Annotated in this window: 16 protein-coding genes and 1 pseudogene; 1 reads left to right on the plus strand and 16 read right to left on the minus strand. The window is 39.7% G+C overall.

What is annotated here, in order from left to right:
- Nucleotides 1-20 precede the first annotated feature (20 nt).
- The 16 genes from NG833_RS00930 to NG833_RS01005 all read right to left on the minus strand — a co-directional run bounded on the left by NG833_RS00930 (nt 21) and on the right by NG833_RS01005 (nt 17,981).
- Nucleotides 21-1,349, minus strand: a complete 1,329-nt coding sequence (locus tag NG833_RS00930; RefSeq protein ID WP_254563456.1) for a hypothetical protein — start codon at nt 1,347-1,349, stop codon at nt 21-23.
- A 9-nt stretch (nt 1,350-1,358) separates the two neighbouring features.
- On the minus strand, nt 1,359-2,108 hold the full coding sequence (locus tag NG833_RS00935) for a DUF2334 domain-containing protein (protein WP_254563457.1): 750 nt from the start codon (nt 2,106-2,108) through the stop codon (nt 1,359-1,361).
- 7 nt (nt 2,109-2,115) lie between these two features.
- A complete protein-coding gene (locus tag NG833_RS00940) occupies nt 2,116-2,781 on the minus strand; it encodes a class I SAM-dependent methyltransferase (protein ID WP_254563458.1) in 666 nt (221 codons plus the stop codon).
- A gap of 6 nt (nt 2,782-2,787) precedes the next feature.
- Nucleotides 2,788-4,206 (minus strand): glycosyltransferase, encoded by a 1,419-nt coding sequence (locus NG833_RS30795; protein WP_254563459.1) that lies wholly within the window; start codon nt 4,204-4,206, stop codon nt 2,788-2,790.
- Nucleotides 4,207-4,239: 33 nt separating this feature from the next.
- Nucleotides 4,240-5,385, minus strand: coding sequence for a glycosyltransferase family 1 protein (locus tag NG833_RS00950; protein ID WP_254563460.1), 1,146 nt, complete (start codon nt 5,383-5,385; stop codon nt 4,240-4,242).
- Nucleotides 5,386-5,415: 30 nt separating this feature from the next.
- Entirely contained in the window at nt 5,416-6,195 is a 780-nt protein-coding gene (locus NG833_RS00955) for a class I SAM-dependent methyltransferase (RefSeq protein ID WP_254563461.1), read from the minus strand.
- The gene (locus NG833_RS00960; RefSeq protein ID WP_254563462.1) at nt 6,192-7,424 is read right to left on the minus strand and encodes a glycosyltransferase; all 1,233 of its coding nucleotides are present in this window, start codon (nt 7,422-7,424) and stop codon (nt 6,192-6,194) included. Before NG833_RS00960 ends, NG833_RS00955 begins: the two co-directional genes overlap by 4 nt.
- Nucleotides 7,421-8,122: a class I SAM-dependent methyltransferase gene (locus tag NG833_RS00965; RefSeq protein WP_254563463.1), complete on the minus strand. Its 702-nt coding sequence runs from the start codon at nt 8,120-8,122 to the stop codon at nt 7,421-7,423. The genes NG833_RS00960 and NG833_RS00965 overlap by 4 nt, the downstream gene beginning before the upstream one ends.
- 2 nt (nt 8,123-8,124) lie before the next feature.
- Nucleotides 8,125-8,763 (minus strand): class I SAM-dependent methyltransferase, encoded by a 639-nt coding sequence (locus tag NG833_RS00970; RefSeq protein WP_254563464.1) that lies wholly within the window; start codon nt 8,761-8,763, stop codon nt 8,125-8,127.
- Nucleotides 8,764-8,768: 5 nt separating this feature from the next.
- Nucleotides 8,769-10,049: a flippase gene (locus NG833_RS00975; RefSeq protein WP_254563465.1), complete on the minus strand. Its 1,281-nt coding sequence runs from the start codon at nt 10,047-10,049 to the stop codon at nt 8,769-8,771.
- Between the two features lie 146 nt (nt 10,050-10,195).
- Complete coding sequence (locus tag NG833_RS00980; protein ID WP_254563466.1) at nt 10,196-11,230, minus strand: GDP-mannose 4,6-dehydratase; 1,035 nt, start codon at nt 11,228-11,230, stop codon at nt 10,196-10,198.
- A gap of 145 nt (nt 11,231-11,375) precedes the next feature.
- Complete coding sequence (locus NG833_RS00985; protein WP_254563467.1) at nt 11,376-13,643, minus strand: polysaccharide biosynthesis tyrosine autokinase; 2,268 nt, start codon at nt 13,641-13,643, stop codon at nt 11,376-11,378.
- Between the two features lie 120 nt (nt 13,644-13,763).
- Entirely contained in the window at nt 13,764-14,426 is a 663-nt protein-coding gene (locus NG833_RS00990) for a hypothetical protein (protein ID WP_254563468.1), read from the minus strand.
- Between the two features lie 17 nt (nt 14,427-14,443).
- Nucleotides 14,444-14,863 carry a hypothetical protein gene (locus NG833_RS00995; RefSeq protein WP_254563469.1) on the minus strand — a complete coding sequence of 140 codons (420 nt, stop codon included), beginning with the start codon at nt 14,861-14,863 and terminating at the stop codon, nt 14,444-14,446.
- Between the two features lie 24 nt (nt 14,864-14,887).
- A complete protein-coding gene (locus NG833_RS01000; protein ID WP_254563470.1) occupies nt 14,888-16,528 on the minus strand; it encodes a hypothetical protein in 1,641 nt (546 codons plus the stop codon).
- A gap of 568 nt (nt 16,529-17,096) precedes the next feature.
- Nucleotides 17,097-17,981, minus strand: a complete 885-nt coding sequence (locus NG833_RS01005) for a ParB/RepB/Spo0J family partition protein (RefSeq protein WP_254563471.1) — start codon at nt 17,979-17,981, stop codon at nt 17,097-17,099.
- Between the two features lie 349 nt (nt 17,982-18,330).
- Here NG833_RS01005 and NG833_RS01010 point away from each other — a divergent pair.
- A pseudogene (locus NG833_RS01010) lies at nt 18,331-19,783 on the plus strand (IS5 family transposase); the annotation flags it as partial.
- Nucleotides 19,784-20,175 lie beyond the last annotated feature (392 nt).

Consider the following 20,175-nt stretch of genomic DNA (forward strand, 5'->3'; position numbering starts at 1 on the left):
TATTTTAAGTATATATTTTATTAATTTTTTTGGTTTTTATTCATCTTTGTTTGAATTATTTGAGAGTTCAAGTAAAATAAAAACCCAAGAAAAATTGGTAAAATTTGTAATTTAAATCGAACTGCTGCTCCCAAATTAGCTGACGAATAAAACCCGTATATACTTGCCCATGTTAAGATTAGTAAACTCATCCAAATCACTACAGGATTTTTCCAGGTTTCCCACCGAGTTTGTTTGAGGGTTGAAAAAAAGAAAATAATCAGGATAAGATTCTCAACACCAGCTAATAAACCGAAAGGATTTAGCACTTCCCCAGGAAGAGGACGGAACAAAGTTGTAAAGACTGCTAGAGGCCAGAACGCTATCATGTCACTGAAACTGAAAAATCCTCCCAAATCCTGACTAGAACCTCCTATCGATTGTGCTTGCGCTAGTCTATCGACCGTGCTAACCACCTCTTCTGCGCTTTCTATTGCAAAATGTGAACTAAACTGATTTACAGTAACCATAAATATGGCAATTGCTAAACCAACTGTTATTAATTTAGGTAATATCCCCCTGATCGAGATGGCAGCAAAAACTACCAAAGGGAATACTAAAATTGGTCCTAGCCATATTCGAATATTGATAGAAATAAAAACTCCTGCAATTGCTAAAAACATACCAAATAAATTAGATTTATTTTGCCATTTAATAATTCCATAAAAATACATACATATTCCAAAAAACACTATCGGATCTTTTCCAACAATTGATGACCAAAATAAAATAGATGGAAAAAGCCCTAAGCAATAAAGTATTTTTTGATTTTGATAATTCAACAAAATTACTATGGATTTATAAACCAGATAAATTCCCAATAAACCTATCATAGAAAAAGACACTTTTAAAGCATGATATGAAGTGGGTAAAACTTGATTGTGTAACCAAGCCAAAGCGGCTAAATTCGGAGTCCCATATCCTAGTCCTACTCTTTCCCAGGGAAAATCAGATCGAGTAGATGCTAAAAAATAATTGTAGGCATCAAGATCATAGAAATATTCGTAAATTAGCATAAAACCCAAAGTAACTGCTGTTCTTGCAAACCATAGCCACAATAAAATTCTTTTATCAGAATTACTGATAGGCCACAAAAAAATGCTCACAGTTAAAGAGATTGCCCAAATTAATCCTATAGTATAATCTGTTACTAAATCTGTAGTGGGAAGCCGAGACAGAATGTAATGCCCAAACTTGGGTATCGATAGTAAAAATTCACCCAATTGAATGCCTGCAACTGTAGCCAAAGCTAAAATTAATACTATTAATAAAATTTTTGAAAACTTGAATGACCATCTGTTTTTTCTCATGTTTTTAATTCATTTAATTTTAAGTTTTTTCTTTTTCCCAAGAATTAAATTAAAAATGTTTCCTGAAGCTTGATTTAAAATATGATTATAATAACCACATTTTCGTTTGGGAATAACATCATGAAAAGAAGCAATAAATTTTTGATAACTATAGACATCAGTCCGAAATTTTTTAAGGTCAGATTCAGTCCAATGGTTACAGTGAAAGCAAATAGTCCAGATTCCAAAGGGTAGGGGACGAAATTTCCATAACTGCTGTGGAATCCAAATCATATCTTGAGAATCTTTATAAGGCAATAAAAATAATCCATCGCTAATACAATTAATTCCTATTTTTTTTAGCCCTATAAGAGTCAAAGAATCAAATGAATGGAAAGGAGCAATCCAAACTTCGGGATTAACATCCTCATTTTGAAAAACTTCTATAGCCTTGCGAAGTTTATCTTCTTGGGTTTGAAGCGGTAAACCAACAAACTCACTTTTGAGGTTTAACCCAACTAACCCGGCTTCTCTAGTAATACAGCGGTGCTGATATCCATGTAAGCCAATAGTCCAGCCTAGACGTTGCCACTGCCGAACTTTATCCCAAAACTGAGGGGCAGGTTGAAAAATTTGTAAATCTTTATCCTGATTGTCCGGAATAACCGCCAGAATAGGCTTGACATTCAGATCAATCAAAATTTTTTCGACTTCCGACCAGACTAACCAGTTCATAGTCGGAGTGATGTCATCAAATCTGATTAAATATTGTGGCTTCATATTTGATTTATTTAACTTTTGTAAAGAAAATTTCAGCAATTTTTCCAGGGTAATGATAATCAACGATTAGACGTTCTATCGGGTAAGAATTAAACAAGTTTGTTACCCGGTCATGTGGTGGCCAAGGATGACCTATTTTCCACCATAGGTAATTATTTAATATATATTGAATCCGCGTGACCAACCTAGCATTAGGCTCTGGTTGAGATTGAGTAAATATGTAGCAAGAACCCCCAGGTTTTAACAAATTAAAAATAATTTTTGAAAACTGACTGTCGCTCATGCAGTAACACCAACACACAGAGTTAAATACAAAGTCAAATGTTTGATAATTAAAATCTTGAATATCTTCTAAATACCCAATAGAAAAATCAATTTTAACCCTGATATTTTCTGCATATTTACTCGCAATATTTTTATAATTATGGCTAATATCATGCCATGTTACTTTTGCTCCCCGTTGGGCAAAAGCTACACTGTATTGACCTGGACCACCACCTAAATCTAAAACCCGTTTCCCCTCAAAACTTCCTATCCTTTTTTCTAACTTCTCAATCAAAGTGGGATCAAATCGGTCCCAAGCATATTGAGCATATTTTTCTGCATATTGATCGGGAATAGGATCCCAACCTTTCTCCGGTCGATGAAGTAGAGCGTGTATCTGGTTAATCATAGAATATTAGCTCCAATATTTTCTCTTGAAATTAACAAATCCCATTAATTTAGCTATTTTTCTTAGCCGACAGTAACTATCTAATTTCAGTAATCTAAAATGAACCTGAAAATCACCGCAGGATTCTAACGCACTTTTGATTTCTTTTATTACTCCTGAATGAACTTCTGAAATCACTCCACCCGCCCGACGCATCGCAATAATATCTTCAAAATTATCTATGTTTTCTTCGGCTATTTTAGAACACATAACGATTCGATCTGCGATAAATTGATAATTAGAGTCAAAGATTGATTTTTTATTTTTTATTCCTACAAAACCTTGATGACTCAAAGGTATTTCAACTAAATTGATATAATATATAGGATTAATTTTTCTCGGCAATCGAGTAGAAACAAATCCATGCTCTAGCAAGGTAAAAATACCTCTTGCTTGATTTTTGTTTTTCAATTGATTCGGTAAAGAATCAGGATTAAAAATTAAATCATCCGCATTAATATGAAGTGTATGGGTTCCTAATGCAGCAATTGTACCTTTATTCATGGCATCATAAATTCCACCATCTGGTTCGCTCACCCAGTAATCAATTTGATTTTCATATTTTTTGATGATGTCCAAAGTGTTATCTGTAGAGCCTCCATCAATAATCAAATATTCTATGTTGGCAGATTGATTGATAACGGATTGAATTGTTTGTTCTAAATATTTCTCTCCATTAAAGACTACAGTAATTACAGAAATAATCATTTCATTTTTATCGATTTTTTTAAAGAGTCCCTTCGTGCGTAAGCCTCCTTCTTCTTGGCGTAATGGATGAGGCAGTAAGAAAAGTAAAGACGATATCCCATTATCCACTTGATTAATCAAAGGGGGTTTTTCCGTGGTTAAGGATCGGGTGGTCCCATAATCACCAAAATGAGTAGAATTACTGCTCATTGGGGGCAATACAAAAGGATGATCTAGAGGTACAAGTAAATAAAAGTGATGAATTGTTTGCCAATACTGTCCGATCACAAATCCTTCTGGAACTGAGTCGGACTTCTGACTTATCTGGAGTCCGGTAGAAGCTTCGCACAGATAAATAATGAATTTGTGGCGAAGAGGTTCGTGTTTAGGTTTTTTATATAGCAGAGTGGCTTCGCTCCAGCCGAAATCAAAAAGATTCTGCTTAAATATCTCCGAGCCCCACGCATACCGAACATCAATATCATAGAGATGCTGATTCTCACCCCGACAGGTTAATGAGGCGATGCCTTCCCAACCTCCCATTGGTAGACTAGAGTGCCGCTCTGACTCTAGGATTGCTACCAAGTGGGTAGGTAATCCTAGATTATTCAGGAATGATATATAATCTTCCAGTCCTGAAATTGGCTCGGGTTGATTGAAGGCAGATTTAGTTAATAGGTTTTGAATGATTCCTAACACTGACAGCCGTCTCCTGGTATCGTTTTTCAAAAATTAGACCAAGGATAAATAAATAGAGCGTGTTTGTTCTGCACAAGTATCCCATGAATAATGTTTAACTCTCTCCTGTCCTAACTGGATTAATTTTTCAGTTTTCTCAGTTGAATATAAGACTTTTTTCAAAGCATAAGCAATACTTTCCGGATCGTAAGGATCGAAAAATTCTGCAGCCTTGCCAGCTACTTCAGGCATTGAACTGGTGTTACTGCAAACTACCGGGCAATCACATGACATGGCTTCTAACAAAGGAATTCCAAATCCTTCATACAGCGAAGGATAGACAAAAGCTGAAGCATGACTATAAAAACTCGCTAATTTTTTATCATCCCCTGAAATGTAGATCACCTTACCTTCCCCTAAGTGCAATTCCTTAATTATTTCAAGCTCTCTACGAGCAAAAGGATCTCCCCCGAAGCAGACTAATTGAAAATCTTTTGGCAAATTTGATCTGGCGTATGCTTCCAGTAAACGCTGAAAGTTTTTATAGCTGTTTCGGGAACCTACATAAAGTATGTATGGGTTCAATTCAGACCAAAATTTATTATAATCATCTTCTATTTTTTTTAAAGTAGAACCCAAATGAACTACTGAAACTTTTGCCGGATCCACATTAACTAATTCCAGCAAGTCATTTTTAGTGTTATTTGATATACATATAACTCGATCTGCTCTTTGAATAGATGTCGCTTTTAATGACAAAATATCACCGGATTTTTGCTGACAGGGGAACTCACAAAATTTTTCGGCAATCATGTCATATACTGTAATTACAGTTTTTGACTGTTTAGGAGCCAATCGATGGGAAGAATAGTAAGTTTCATGAACAATATCCGGAGAGGGAGACAGTCTCTCCATCCATAATTGAGAGATTTTACCATTAAATTGACTTAACCCTTTAGACAATTCAAAGTTCAGCTTGCTAATGGCTCTTGATGATATAGGAATTGTGGGAATTGGTAAACCCACAACCAAGTTCTTTGGAGAATTACTTAAATATTTGTTAACATAAGCAAATGATAAAATTTTTACCTGACATTCATCATAGTTAGCAACCCGAGTGGCCAATTCATAAAAATACCGAGAGATACCCCCACGTTCCTGCAAGGAAAATGCCTGATAATCGTAAACTACGCTGACCATTGAAATTCCTTCACTTGAGAATTATTGTAATTAGTTTATTAGCTTTTTATAGTCTAACAAAGTTTTAGATGTTAAATTAATTTGGACATATTCAAATAAAAAATATGAAATTTGACTAACGAGAAAAATAAATACAGAGTTGCTGATAGAGCGAGCGCTAAACATATGGATATTTCCATGAGAGTAAAAGTTTAACGATAGATTTTGCGCTAAAAATTGGAGAGTTTTTTGCTGATAGAAGGAAATGTGCTGACCTGTATTTAGCGAGTAGTAGTCCCAATTATCAGGAAATGGGGGTTTTTCATTGAAGATTTGAGTTGAGAAAATAATGGTTGAAGATTCCGCTTCTGTGAGTGAAGTTTTTATAAATTCAAAAGGATCCAAGATATGTTCTAAGACTTCAAAAGCTGTAATTGCTGTGAAAGGCTTACTCGCAATAGAGGATTCAAAACCTCTTGCTAACAAATTTTCACAGTATAAGTCAGACCAATAAAAATCGAAGCCAATATCCCGCATTAGGCGAGTTAACATTCCATAGCCTCCTGCTATGTCTAGATACTTTCCTTGTCTGTCAAATAGGAAGAAAAGAATCCGAGAAAGAACTTTAGAGATGCTTATGTTTCGGGAAACTAACCCCGTGTCAGCATCCGCGATCGCGTTTTGGTAAGATTCTTCTAGCCAATAGGGGGTTTCTGTTTGAAGTAGCCCGCAGCGATCGCAGTAAAAGTAATCTACTTGATACTTCTGCAATATAGTTGCGGAGAAACAAACACTTCGCTTATTTTCACAGACTGGACATTTTACAGTCATCTAACTTCTAGCTCCTTTTTGATAATTTCGTCGAACTGTACAGCACGTTGAGCAAACGTATGATCTTTTAATGTTCGATCTTGTCCAGCTTTAGCGATCGCCTTTCTTTCCTGGGGACGATCCAGCAGCCACTTCACCTTGTCGATACATTCTTCAGCAGACTTGTAGATAACTACCTCTTTGTCTGGCTCAAACAATTCACTGATATTCTTTTTCCAGTCCGTAACTAAGCAGGTTCCGACACCAGTTGCCTCAAATAGGCGCATATTAGAAGCATAAATCGGCGATGAGTCAGCATGGATATTCAAGGTTGCTTTAGATTCTAATAATGTTTGGTACATTTCCAACCCAAAAACTGATGGCTTAAGATAGAATTTGATTGGATTGTTGATCGCTGAATAGCTTGGTACTTCGTTCCACTTAGCCGCTTTACTAATGACTGGGATGCGAGATAAAGTTGAATCTGATATTCTCATATTCTTCAGCCCTTTAGTCGCAATGACAATTCCTTGTTTTAGCCCATAATTCAAGCGATCACGCCAATTCAAATCCGCACTTGGTGAAAAAATATCCACGGGAGTTAGTTCTAAAATCTCTTCGAGTAATTCCTGTCGCTTCAAGTGAAATTGATCTTGGGGGATAATTTGACCAATAAAAGAAAAGTCGAATTTTTCACATTTTGATTCTAAGCGAGAATTAATTCTGAAATCGAAGGCATGATTCAGGTGTTCTGCCCGAAAGCCGACTCTTCTGAAATATTCAATAGACTCTGGGGCACAAGATAAAAGTAAATCAACATTCTTAAATAAATCAGTTTTGGGAATAGCACTCCCAACCCAGCACAAAATAAGCTTTATTGAAGAACATGACTGTTTTAATTCCCTTAACCATTGGGAACTAAAAGTGACGTAATCTTGCACAAATAGTACAGTAGGCTGAAACTTTTTGACTTGCTCAAAAGCGATATTTTGGATCCAGTTATGTTTCTTAAACTTCACGCCATTTTCTTTTGCCCAAGCTGTTTGCATTGACTGAATATTAGCAGTCACTTCCATCATTTCGTATCCGAGAGGAGTGAGCGCATTTGACCAGAAGTCAGGCCAACTAAAAGCATCATAATCAAGAGATGCTTTTTGTTCCGCATAAGATTTTATAGTTAATTCAGGATGCTTCGCATAAAATTTGTTTAAGTACAGTGGATAAGCCGTGGTGATTTTAAATATTTTCATTCAGATACCTTCCTATACAGTCCCATCCAGCCAGTTTTTCTGCCTATGACTCCAAAGCTGGCTTTAAATAAAATTGCTAATGTTAAATTTATTAAATGCGGCCACTTGGGTTTATTTTTTAAATATAGCCCCGGAAAGAATTGTAACTTGTGTTGAGATTTTCTAAACCAAATATCTACAAGTTCAAGTTGATGCCGTGCTACATATTGAACTTGTGCCGATCGCCTGCCAAAAACTAAGTCGATCCCAGTTGGGTGATAAGGCTTTACATGATCAAAGTCATCATAGAAGCCCGAGTAATATAAAGGTGTGGCGATAATTAAATGGCCTCCTTTTTTGAGACAGTCTAAATAATAATTCATAAAATCTAGTAGTTCATTGGAGGGTAAGTGTTCAATTACATGGCACATTAACAATACATCATATTTTTCTATATATTTTTCTTTCTGTTTTTCAAATTCTTCTACTGTCAAACAGTCTAATCCTTCTTTTCGATTCTGATCTATGATTAAAGCATTTATATCGATTCCTGTAATTTTATTATTATTTTTATTTTGCAAATATTGAATATTATTGCCATATCCACAACCTAAATCTAATATTTGACATTTTTTTGAAATATTCAACTCATCAATAAACTTCCCTAACTGCTTTTGTTCCTGATTATTTTCGGTAATAAATAAATAGAAAATATTCATAATTATAGCCCGAGACAATTTAATTTGCGGTAAAACAAAGAAGTACACCAAGACTGAACGTTTATTGGCCCCATTCCAGTAAAATCTAGTCTTTTGTAGCCATTTCGTAATAACAAAGAGTATCCTTCGTTGTATTGGTCTCTATCACTGTTATCCCAGATAATAACTCCTTCATTTTTTAAAGCTTTTAATGAATTTCTGGCACAATTAACTCGGTCTCTTCCATCGATAACAACCAGATCCAATTTTCCCGAGTATTTGATTATTTTTTCACAATATTCACCTCCTTTTTTGAGTTCAACATAATGTAGTTCGACATTCTCAGGGATATCTTTTTTAACTTGTTCATACCATTGGCGATTGTGTTCACAGGAAATCACAAATTTAACTCTTTCAGCCCACCACAACGTAGAGTTTCCACTGCCATATTCAAAAACTGTCATTTCTGGTTTTATTCTTTTTTCTAAAAACGCAATAGCAGGATAAGTCATCCAAGGAGTTGGATTACCATCTTTGTCAACAGGTTTTTCTTCTCGATAAGACCTAAACCATCCTAATTCATTTAAAGCGCCACTTTTCATCAAATCGTATGACGCATAAATTCCTAGTTTCTTCAGAGTAGACTTCAATTTTGCTTTCATTGTCCTTACCATATTTGAGGATAAATAATCGCTTTTGATAACATATACCCCGTTTTCAAGAGAGGTTTACATAAAAAACAGGCACCGTAAGTCGCAAAGCAATAAGCAATACTAGAGGCGATCGCCGCTCCCATTCCTCCGTACAGGGGAATTAAATATGCGTTGAGAGTCACATTGATGAGCATTCCCCAAAACACAGTCATTAAATGAAGTTTTGTTAAATCCATCGTGGTTAAAAAAGAACTCCTAGCTATCCCTAAGTTTGTAAATAACAACGACCAAATTAAAACTAATAATATGGGAATAGAACGATGGTAAACCTCTCCAAAAAGAGCTGTAATAATCCAGCTTGATGAGAAAGTGACGATTATAGCGATCGCATAAGCACTAAAAGCCATCAGATTATAAAGTTTTTGTAGTCTTTTGTAAAAGACCTCTTCGCTAATCTTCTTTGCTTCAACAATACTGGGAAAGGTAGAGGATACAATCGCTGTAGGTATCAAGTACCAGAGTTCTGCGAGTCGGACCGCAACGGAATAAATTCCCACCTCTTCATTCCCTGCTATTTGTCCCAACATAATTTGATCGATTCGCATATAAATCATAATCATCACACCGGAGATAACTAGAGGCCAACTATCCTGGAATAATTTTATGCATCGCTTCAAACTAATGTGCCAATTTTTAAAATTATGACCTTGTGAGTAGTAAGCAATTCCCGATCCCAAAGCACTAAGCGTTACATCGAGTAAATTAGTAAAAGCAAATGCGATTAAAGATGCTTTAAAGTAAATCAACAATATTTTTAGACAATTTGTAACGATATAAGTGCTACTTTTCGCATAAACTGTATATTTGGATTTAACTTGTGACTCAAACCAAAAATCAATGGTCTGAAACGGCTGGACAATTGTCCCCCCTGCAAGGATCGCCACTAAAAAGCAGGTAAATTTATCGTCAGGACGCAGCCAAGAAATGAGTCCAACTGTTAGCAACAGGGTCACAAAACCGCCCATAAGCTTTAAGATAAAGGCAGTGCCTAAAGTTTCATCGGCACAAGAGGGATCTCTCACAATGTCGCGGACGACAATTTTATCTAGCCCTAGCTGTGCTAAGGGACTAAATAGTGCCACAAAAGCTAGAGCATAATTGTAAACTCCAAACTTCTCTGGACCTAGATAACGAGCAACCCACACCCCAACGGTCATCCCTAAAAATAACCTCAGAAGGCGATCTGCAAACAGCCAACTCGTGTTGCTAAGAATCTTTAGGAGATTAGGAGTCAATTTTTCAGTTAAGTGAGGTAGCTTATGTCGCATCTAAAGATGATCCAGGGATTGATTGAAATTGGTTCTCTGTCAAAAATAGACAAAGAAAGTCTAGGTTGCTGGCCCCCATATCTGGGGGAAAATGCCGTTGATTATTAATAGCTTCATGCCACGATTGCATCCTGAGTATTAGTAGTGGTAAAACTCTCGATCGCATCCTCCAAAATTTCATCCAGCGATCGCGTGGGTTGCCAGCCTATATACTCGGCAATCTTGGATAAGTCCGGAAAACGCCGCTGCATATCTTCAAATCCAGGTGCGTAGGCTTGGCCATAAGGAATCATTTGAATTTCAGACAGTCTGTTATTTCCTGTAGTTCCCACCCGATCAATAATCCGCTGGGCTAAATCTAAAATCGTAATCTCCTGTTGTGACCCTACATTAAAAACTTCCCCAACGGCTTCGGAAGACTCAGCGAGGCCAATCAGGGCTCTGACTGCATCTTCCACATGGAGGAAGCAGCGGGATTGCTGGCCGTCTCCATATACAGTGAGAGGTTCTCCCTGTAGTGCCTGTTGGATCAAGCGGGGAATCACCATACCATAGCGTCCAGTTTGTCGAGGTCCGACGGTATTGAACAGACGAGCGATCGCCACGGGCAATCCTTTCTCGTGATAATAGGCTAACGCTAAAAATTCATCCACCATTTTCGAGGCCGCATACCCCCATCGATTGCGACTGGTTGATCCGAGTACCACATCATCATCTTCTCGGAATGGAATACTATGTCCTTTCCCATAGACTTCTGAGGTGGAAGCAATGACGACTTTGGCCCGATACCGATTTGCCGTTTCTAGGACTTTCTCGGTGCCCATGATATTCGTCTGAATGGTCTGTACGGGATTTTCTACCACCAGTTTGACGCCCACGGCTGCGGCTAAATGAATGATGATATCCGCTTCTGATGCCAGTCGATCCAACACCATATCATTGGTGATGTCAGCGTAGGCAAAGTGAAAGTCTGGGCGATCTAATAGGTGGCGAATATTCTCGATACTTCCCGTTGATAAATTATCGATAACTCGCACGGGAGAACCTTTAGCTAATAATGCCTCTGCTAGGTGAGAACCAATAAATCCTGCGCCTCCCGTAATCAAATAGGTGGGATGTTGTCCTCGTCCAAAATGTTGGTTTGGCATTTCAAGTTACTCGATTTTGTGTTTATTTTTAAGGAAAAGTGGAGTATTTTTGTGGATTATACACAAACCAAGATGCGAATCAGGGAATTTTCAAAAAATGTTCTTTCCCGTCCAAGTATGGGCATTGAAATGTAAGACCCAATATTTATTGTGAATGGACTCGGTTTTCATCAGGTGCATAGTAGCTTTCATAGTAGTTATAGGAAGTCGGCAGATATTGTTTAACGCCATTGGCGACTAGGCCCAGGACTGGGGTGCGAGACATTTTTAATCCATCAAAAACGTCTCGTAAAATAGCCCGATCGCTTTGACCGATGCCGATAACCATGACTAACCCATCGGTATGAGGCGCTAAAAACTTCGCATCGGAGATTGCCCCTAATGGAGGCGTATCAAAAATCACTAAATCAAAATTCGTTTTAAACTCCTCAATTAATTGTTTCATGCGTTGAGACGAAAGTAGGCGCGCTGGATCTGGTGGAATTTGTCCTGCCGTTAAAACATATAAGTTCTGATTAAGTGCCGACTGCTGAATGCTGTCCTGAGCATTGAGTGAATCGGTGGAAATCAAATTGCTTAACCCCCAGACGTTGGGTATATCCATACGGCGATCAATTTGAGGACGGCGCAAATCTGCATCCACTAATAACACCCGATTTCCCATTGCTGATGCAGCTTCAGCCAGTTTCATTGAGATTGTAGTCTTTCCTTCCGCAGGTAAGGCAGAGCTAATAACGATGGACTTGAGGGGTCGATCCGGACTCATAAAATAGAGGTCGGCATGGAGAGAACGGAAGGCTTCAAAAAACCGAGAAAATAGATAGCCTCCGGATGATTGAATTGGGTTTTCTCCATCGGATACACTGAGGTCTTCTTTGAGGTCTTTTTCAAACGGAATGGTTCCTAGTATGGGGAAGCCTATATAATCTTTGATGTCTTCAACAGAATGAAATTTTGTATCCAGTTTTTCTGCCAATAAAGCAGCAGCTATTCCTGCCATTAATCCGACAATTACACCCAGGATTAAACTCCGAGACAAGTTGGGAGAAATGGGAATAGTGCCCACTTCAGGTTGAGAAATCAGTTGCCAGGGCATGGCTTTTTGGGCCGATTCAATTTGAAGATTTTCTCGGACTGCTAAAAATCGATTTAAACTTTCCGTTCCTAATTCCAGTTCTCGCTGTAAGTCTGTGTATTGACGCATTAACGTCGCTTGTTCTTGCATTTGCTGTTGCACAATCGTTTCGGCTTGAGCGATCGCCCATTGTCTCGCCCGAGTCATTTCCATCAAATTGACCGTTTCTATCAGCTTTCCAGTCAAATCGCTCCGCAGTGAGTTAGGAGTGGATAAGCCGCGAATATCTCCCCGAATTTGAGAAACGTTGGGTCCAAGAACTACTAGAGCCTCCTCCTGCAATAAAGGTAATAAACTATTCCGTTCATCAATCAAAGCTTGCATGGCGGGACTTTGCACCGTAAACCGAGTAGACTCTTGCGCCAGTTTTGCTTCGATTTCATGAAACCGATTCAACAAATCTTGATAGCGCGGTGAATCACTGAGTGAGGTGGCTAACATCGCTTGTTCTAATTCCAACCCTAACTGCCCTCTTAATTTTCCGTAGAGGGCTTGCGCTTGCACGAGCTGAGATTCAGTCTCTTGTCTTTCTTGAACCAAACTTCCAATCTGCTGAGATAAAATCTGTCCGCTTTGTTCCGGGTCGATTAGGTTATAATGCTGGCGAAATTCTTCTAAGTATTCTTGAAGGGTATCGACTCTCTGTTGCAGCCGAGGCAACTGGGTTTCTACAAACTCCAAGCCTTGACGTAAGGTTGTTTGCTGCTCCATTTCAGAATAATGAATGTAGCCCGTTGCCAACTCTTTTAAGATCAGTTTAATTTTTTCGGGATCCGTGTCTTGATAGCGAATATCTAATATTTTTGTTAACTTCCGTCTTTGGATGCTTAAATTAGCGAGAAATTCGCTAAACTCAACTTCCGGATAATTTTGTTGAATATTGTTGAAAACAGGCTGGATAACTGGACCACTTAAAAGCACTTCAATTTGAGTTTCATAATCTAAGCTTTCTCCTTGTCCACTATTTCGAGTTAGAGCTTGATTAAGTTGTTCAAGGTTGTCCTGCCCTTTAATCGGTTCAACTAACAATCTAAAATTTCCTTCATAAATCGGAGTTTGGGTCAAGACCTTCACCAAAACGCCACAAGCTACAGCAATGCTGACTCCGGCAAACACAAAAATCCGGCGACGGGCAACGGAGATCAGATGTCGAAGATTTAGGGCATCAGCATCATCATTGAGCGGCGGTAATATCGGTGGAGGTAAAGGAGTTTGACCGGAAGGAGATGGCCCATTCAACTGCGGAAAGAAAGGTGGAGAGTTACCATCGATATCCATGATTTCAACGTCAGGAATAACTAAAAGAGTGAGCAACGGAAGATTTTTTGATTTTTATCAGCGATCCATCATTGGAAATCCCCCAAATCCCTAACCTCTGGGTTAGAGATGGGTGGTATTTTACTGGTAGCTTTCTTCGTTATCAAAGGGACAGTCCAAATTCCCGCCCACTTGAATAATAAAATCATCAAAATCCTGGTCCTCTAATTCTGGATCAACTAATAACGAACCTGTGTCATCCCAGTATAAGGCCACTCCTCCGGTTCCCAGAGTAGAAAAGTCTCCTTCAAATCTGAGCTGCTTATTTTCCCCGGGATTTTGACTATTCATCGAATAGAGAATTCCCGCAGGACGACCATTTAAAGTAGATTCTAGGTAAAACATATAAGGGGTGTTGGCCTGGAATTGAAAGGCTACTAAGGGTTGAGGAACGGTGTTGCCTGGAGTTCCTCTAAAATCATTGCTGATCCCTTGGCGAGCGTTATCCTGGTATGTAGATTCCGCTTCAACACTTTGTACCCTATCGGCAGGTTTGACTTCGACCAGGAGAGGGGTTTTCTCTCCGGTTTGTAAATTCACGACGCCAAAGGTTGATTGATAAGCGCCGTTGGATTCGATAAATTCAAACTCGACAATGGTCTCTGCGTCAAACAGGATGCTCCGATTATCAAATAGATTTTCACCCGTTGCTTTGACTGATATGGGATTGAGTAAAACAAGGGCGGACAAAGAAGCAACTGCCCCTAAGAACAGGCTGGTTCTGAACCCGATTTCACCTAGCATAGCACAGTTCCTTTTTACTACCAAGTTCTTAAATTCTGAAGTGCCTTAAGTCGTTCTTCTTCAGGAATGTCAAGAAGACTTAAGAATGTTTTCGTTTCTTCCAGTAATCGGTTGTATTGAGTACATTCGGCACTGATACAAATCCCTGAATTTTCTCGGGATATTCTGCTAAAGCGTCGGGGAAGATTTTCTGCTCTTTCTACTGAAGCCACACAAGCAGAATAAGCTTCTTGTAAAGCTTGATATAGCTCTTGTGCTTGAATTAAAGTTTGGGGGTCGAGTTGGCTTTCAATGTCAAAGATAGGGGCGGTATTGTTCCAACTATTCGTTCCGGTGCTATCTGACTGCTGTGGGGGATTTGCCAGAGCGCTGACAATCCAAAATACAGTTCCTACGGTAGATGCGACGATCGCCCCTTTGATTTTGATGTTAACCATAACCACTGCTCCTTATTTCACTGCCTAAAATCTCCAGCCTAAACCTGCCCCTAAAACAAATCGGGGTCCATCCCCAGCCCCAGCTAAATCTCGCACCGCTGGGGTAATCACAAAGGGAATATTTTTAAAAGGGGCAATGGAAGCACCGACAGCTAAATCTTGTCCAGTCCATTCGGCAATCACACTGACGGGTTCTATGACTCGGACGGCCATACTTCCAAATACATTAATGCCATTGCGATCGTCTTCGAGGGCATCTTCGCTTTGGAATTGTCCATTTCCCACCCCAGCGGTAATGGCAATCCGACTTAACGGCGAAGAGAGGGATTGTTGGGTATGAATTATTTTTGTAACTGTCCCATAAAGTGAGTTTTCAAATCCATCATCTTCTCCCAGGAATAGAAACCCATTCCATCCGGCAGCGATCGCCCAATCATTGGCAAATTGACGATGGACTTTGACATTAAAGCCGCCGGTACCGATATCGCGATTGTTCCCAAAGACACTGGCTACGGTATAGCTGAGTTCTACCCCAAGGAGATCCCGAGCATCGCCAAACCCAAAGCCAATGGCGACAGCTCCATCACTATTGTCAACAAAGCGGGTGCGAGATTGATAGGTCGCGGAAATATACCCGGTGTTGCGATCTGCGCCATATCCGGTGGGATTGAAGATACTCAGAGCGGGTGAGGCTTGGATACTAGGTTGAATTTCAGCGCTTTCTTGAAGTTGCTGTACCTGCTCTTGGATTACTTGAATTCCTCGGGGATCGGGTCGATAGAAAGGGGTTGGGTTGGCCGATCGCCCGGGGGGGGAATTACTTGGGGATTGGACGAGTGCGATCGCCGGTGCAGGATTATTCGCTTCCCCTGAGTCGATGGGTAATAAATCTCTCGCACTTCCTAGTCTTGCAGAATCGCTCTCTTGAACCACCTGGGGAACCTGAATCGGAATCGATTCGGTCGCGATCGCCACAGCGTTTACGGGAGAGGGCGGAATTTGCGGAAGTGCTAACTCCTGATCCCGGTCCGATTGAACAACCGGTGGAATCTCAATCCGGGGTTGAATCCATTTCGGGGTGGAGGGAACTGCGAGGATTTCAGAGAAGGAATTGTCTGGATGTTCTTGGACTGACACCCAACTTATAGGTTGGTCGCGACTCACATTTTCTACTTTAACTCTGGGCTGTTCCCTAATTTCTGTAACCACAGGGGTGACAGGTGCAGGTCTGGGAGAAACTCTTCGCTCCTGTATTGCCACTGATGCTCTGGGTGGCGGTGAATACCTAGGGACGGAACCTTGCTCGCGCAAAGGCTGAGACGCTATTTCATCGCGATCTGCAAGATTTGCCCAAGGAGAAGCGGCGCTAAACTCAGGAATGAACAAGGGAGACCGTTTCGGGCCTTCTAAACGCAGTTCCCGAACAGTTTCCGCTTCTGGAGGCAGGGGTTGGCCCTCAGATGGTTCAACTCTTGCGATCGCCGTGGATGCGATCGGATATGAGTCAATCTCCGAGAAATTTTCTGGAGCGGAAGGGGTAATTTCAGTGGTTGGTGTTTCTACAAAATTTGCATCTTCAGCCTCTTGTGTCCTGGGTATTTCATCCGGTTTCAAACTCAGAGCGAGGTTCGCATTAGCGCGATCAGCACTTTCAGTATTAGACATTGAAGTTGCCAAAAACCCAACTGTAAATAATGAAGCCGTTGCTAGTACAAGTCTCATAATATCAATGGTTCTGTTAAGTGGAGATAACTATATAGACGCATGAAATACCCGATAAATAAAAGACGACAACCCAGACTCGTCTTCAATGCTGCTCTTTGTTCCGAGTTTAATTATTGACTCATACAGGGTAGAGTCCCTAACTCCGGAAATGTTCCAAGTCAATTAAAAATAATTATTTTTTTTACTTTTTTGAAATTTTATTCATTTAAATCTTCTGGAAAGAAAATTGATTGTGCATTGAAAAATCCGCAGGGCTTATTCTCTCGTCAAATATAAACCCCTAAAAATTAACTACATATACTTTGGCTGCAAAATAAATCTATGGCCTATATTGGTTATTGTTCCATAATTATTCTAAACAAGTAAATATTTTAAAGCCCAGCAAGACGCACATTATCTTGGCCAAGATGCTACAACAAGAGACAGCTTCCGTCTAATAGAAACGCGACAGAAAATTAAATTTCCTGTCCCGTTTCTCTGAAAATTTACGAAAATACCCTCAAGATTATTATTGATATTCCTCAGATAACAAAAGAGTCAGTTTTTTGAATAACTCTTCTATTTCAGCGCGTTTATCGGGATTGTTCCAAGCCTTAAAGCGGCTGAAGCGTTTAGAAATCTTGTTGATTTCCGTTTGTAACTGGTCTTTTTCTTTAGGGGTTTTCTTTTTTTTAACTATTTTTTGCACTTGTCGCAGGGAGAGGGACTGGGCGATCGTTGCTTCTAGGAGTGCCACCCGTTCCTCCTCAGACTCCAACTTAGCAATTTCCTTGGCTTTTGTGTATTCAATGCGTCCCTGTCGTAAAGCTTCAAGAATTTCCGGAGACAGTTTAAGCAGAGGAAGCCGATGAGTTCTAAAGGCTTCAGTAGAGAGTCTGCCAATACTTTGAAAAACGGCTTCAATCACTTGCTGATCTTCCTGGCGGACAGCGCTGTCCGCCAGTCCTCTTTTCGCTTTAGCCATTTGATTCAGTAAAGATATTACTGATTGTCTGTCCGTTTCTAGCTTAAGTTCCAGTAGTTGCAAAATCCCCTCTGTTTCTTCCATCGGGTTCAAATCTTCCCGTTGCAAGTTTTCCATTAAGGCGTACTGGACAACTTCTAAGTCGCTGAGTGTTTGGATCACAACGGGCACTTCACTGAGTCCGGCTGCTTTGGCTGCTTTATATCGGCGTTCCCCCGCTACTAATTCATAACGGCTTTCTCCGATAGGCCGCACGATAATCGGATGGAGCACTCCATGTTGTTTGACACTCTTGGTCAGTTCCGCCATTGCAGTTTCATCGAAATAGCTTCGGGGTTGGAACTGCGAACGGGAAAGTTGGCTAATTTTAAGTTTTTCAGAAGCAGAGCAATTTTGAGGAGAAAGATATGGAATATTTTGTTGTTCCATTTGATTGTTACAAATTGATTGGAAATTGTTTAACAACGGTTGAGTCTATATGAATGATGATTCAAGGTACATCCTGCCAGTCGCTGTAAGAGTCAGCTAGAGTGGCTTGGCGACCCTCACTCTCACTGGGTGAGGGTTAGGGTGAGGGTCGCCCGGTCACGTAGATAAATACAACATCTTTTCAGACTAGATCTCCCATAGTCCGGACAGTTTTAGAAAAACAACTATATAGGGCTTGCTGAAAAAAAGCGAAACGCTGATGTTACAAGGCTTGTACAAGTATTGCCCGGACACAAAAGACAGGAAAAAGGGGTAAAATTGGAAATTGTTGTGCATCGGTGAAGGGAAAATGTATCGAAAATCACAAAAAGCCCTGGGGCCAGAAGGATCCTTTGAACTTCCCTTTGAGGGCCAGCTGTGTGAAGACAATCGTTGGATAGTTCGGTCGTTGCTAATTCCGGGAGTCTGAATTTGAGTCAGAATATGCCCAGAATTTTTCTGCAAGTATTGGGGGCACCAGCCAAATCTTTTAGGATGGCACTGGTTGCTTTAATTATCAAAGAAAAATTGGGTATCAGTACAGCAGTTGAACAAATCCAAAAGAATCCTTATTTGCAGTATTTTGTTGGACGAAATAGCTATCAAAATGAAGCACCCTTTGACCCGTCAATGATGGTTCATTTTAGGCAGAGAATTAGTTCGGATCTGCTTCAAAAAATTAATCGCCGAATTGTCCAAAAAAGTCTAGAATTCAATTGGGAGGACCCCAGCACAAAAAAGTTAGAAGAAGCCGAAAAACCGCCAGGAAATAGAGGCTGGCTATTAATGGATGCAACGGTTGCCCCTGCCGATATCAAATACCCCACGGATGTGGATCTGTTAAATAAGCGCGAGAAAAACCACCGAACTGATCATAGATCTATTATATAAGTCCCTGAAGGATAATTTAGACAAAAAACCAAGAACTTACAGAAAAAAGGCTAGAAAAGATTATTTGAATTTTGCAAAAAAAAGGAAGTCTTCTGAAAAAAAAAGGAAAGAAGTCGTTAAAAAACAACTGCAATATATCAAACGTAATTTGGGACATATTGACAAGCTAATTGAAAAAATAGCCAGCCTAGAACTATTAAGCAGAAGGCAATACAAGAATTTATTAGTCTCCGCAGAAATTTATCGTCAACAGGATTTGATGTGGTCAAATAATCAAAAAAGAATCGACAATCGGATTGTCAGTTTAACACAACCTCATGTCCGTCCAATCGTCCGAGGTAAAGCAGGAAGTCCTACGGAATTCGGAGCGAAGTTATCAGTTAGTTGTGTAGAAGGGTATGTATTGCTTGAAAAATAAGAAAAGGAAAACTATAATGAAAGTGAAGATTTTATTAGTCAAGTAGAGGCGTATAAAGAATTGACGGGATTTTACCCGGAATCGGTTCACGCCGATAAAATTTATCGCACCCGAGTCAATAGAGCTTGGTGTAAAGAAAGAGGAATTAGACGAGCGCGGTCCGCCATTAGGGAGACCGCGAACCCAAGTTAGCCTTCAAGATAAAAAGCAAGCACAAGAAGACGAGGGCATTCGCAATGAAATTGAAGGGAAATTTGGACAGGGTAAAAGAAGATTCAGTCTGAATCTAGTCATGTCTAAACTATCTAAGACTTCGGAAACCTCTATTAATCTTACGTTTTTAGTGCTCAACCTGGTAAAACTGCTCAGGCAGTTTTACTGTCTTTTTTTGTGTCAATTTTTCCAAACTCTTGTAATTTTATGCCGAAGCATTAATTTTAGCTATGAATTGAAGAATCGAAGTAAAGCCATGTTTATTGGTGGAGTCAGAGGGGCCTCTTGTTCATTTACCCCCCCTGCTTTTTATAACTTTTTCAGCAAACCCTATATAGCGCGTCTTGCTTGCCGTTTGTCACTGGAGCCCAGTTGCGCCCCTCATCTGTGTGTCATGTGTCAACTCAAACTGGCGGCATCGCTTCGCTTTAGACTTCGCGGGCCTACTTCTTCATATGGAGCTTCGCTAGGTTACTAATGATTGAGAGATTTTATCCATAAGTGAGAAGCTGTTTAATAAATTTTGGGGAAGAAATTTTTTTGTAGGTTTTTTCTATTATTTTTTGGATAAAAAATAAATTTACATGAAAGGTATAGATTGAGTTTTAAAATCTGTGACTTTAATCAACCAGA

The organism is Oscillatoria sp. HE19RPO, from assembly GCF_024220515.1.
GTDB lineage: Bacteria > Cyanobacteriota > Cyanobacteriia > Cyanobacteriales > Laspinemataceae > Laspinema.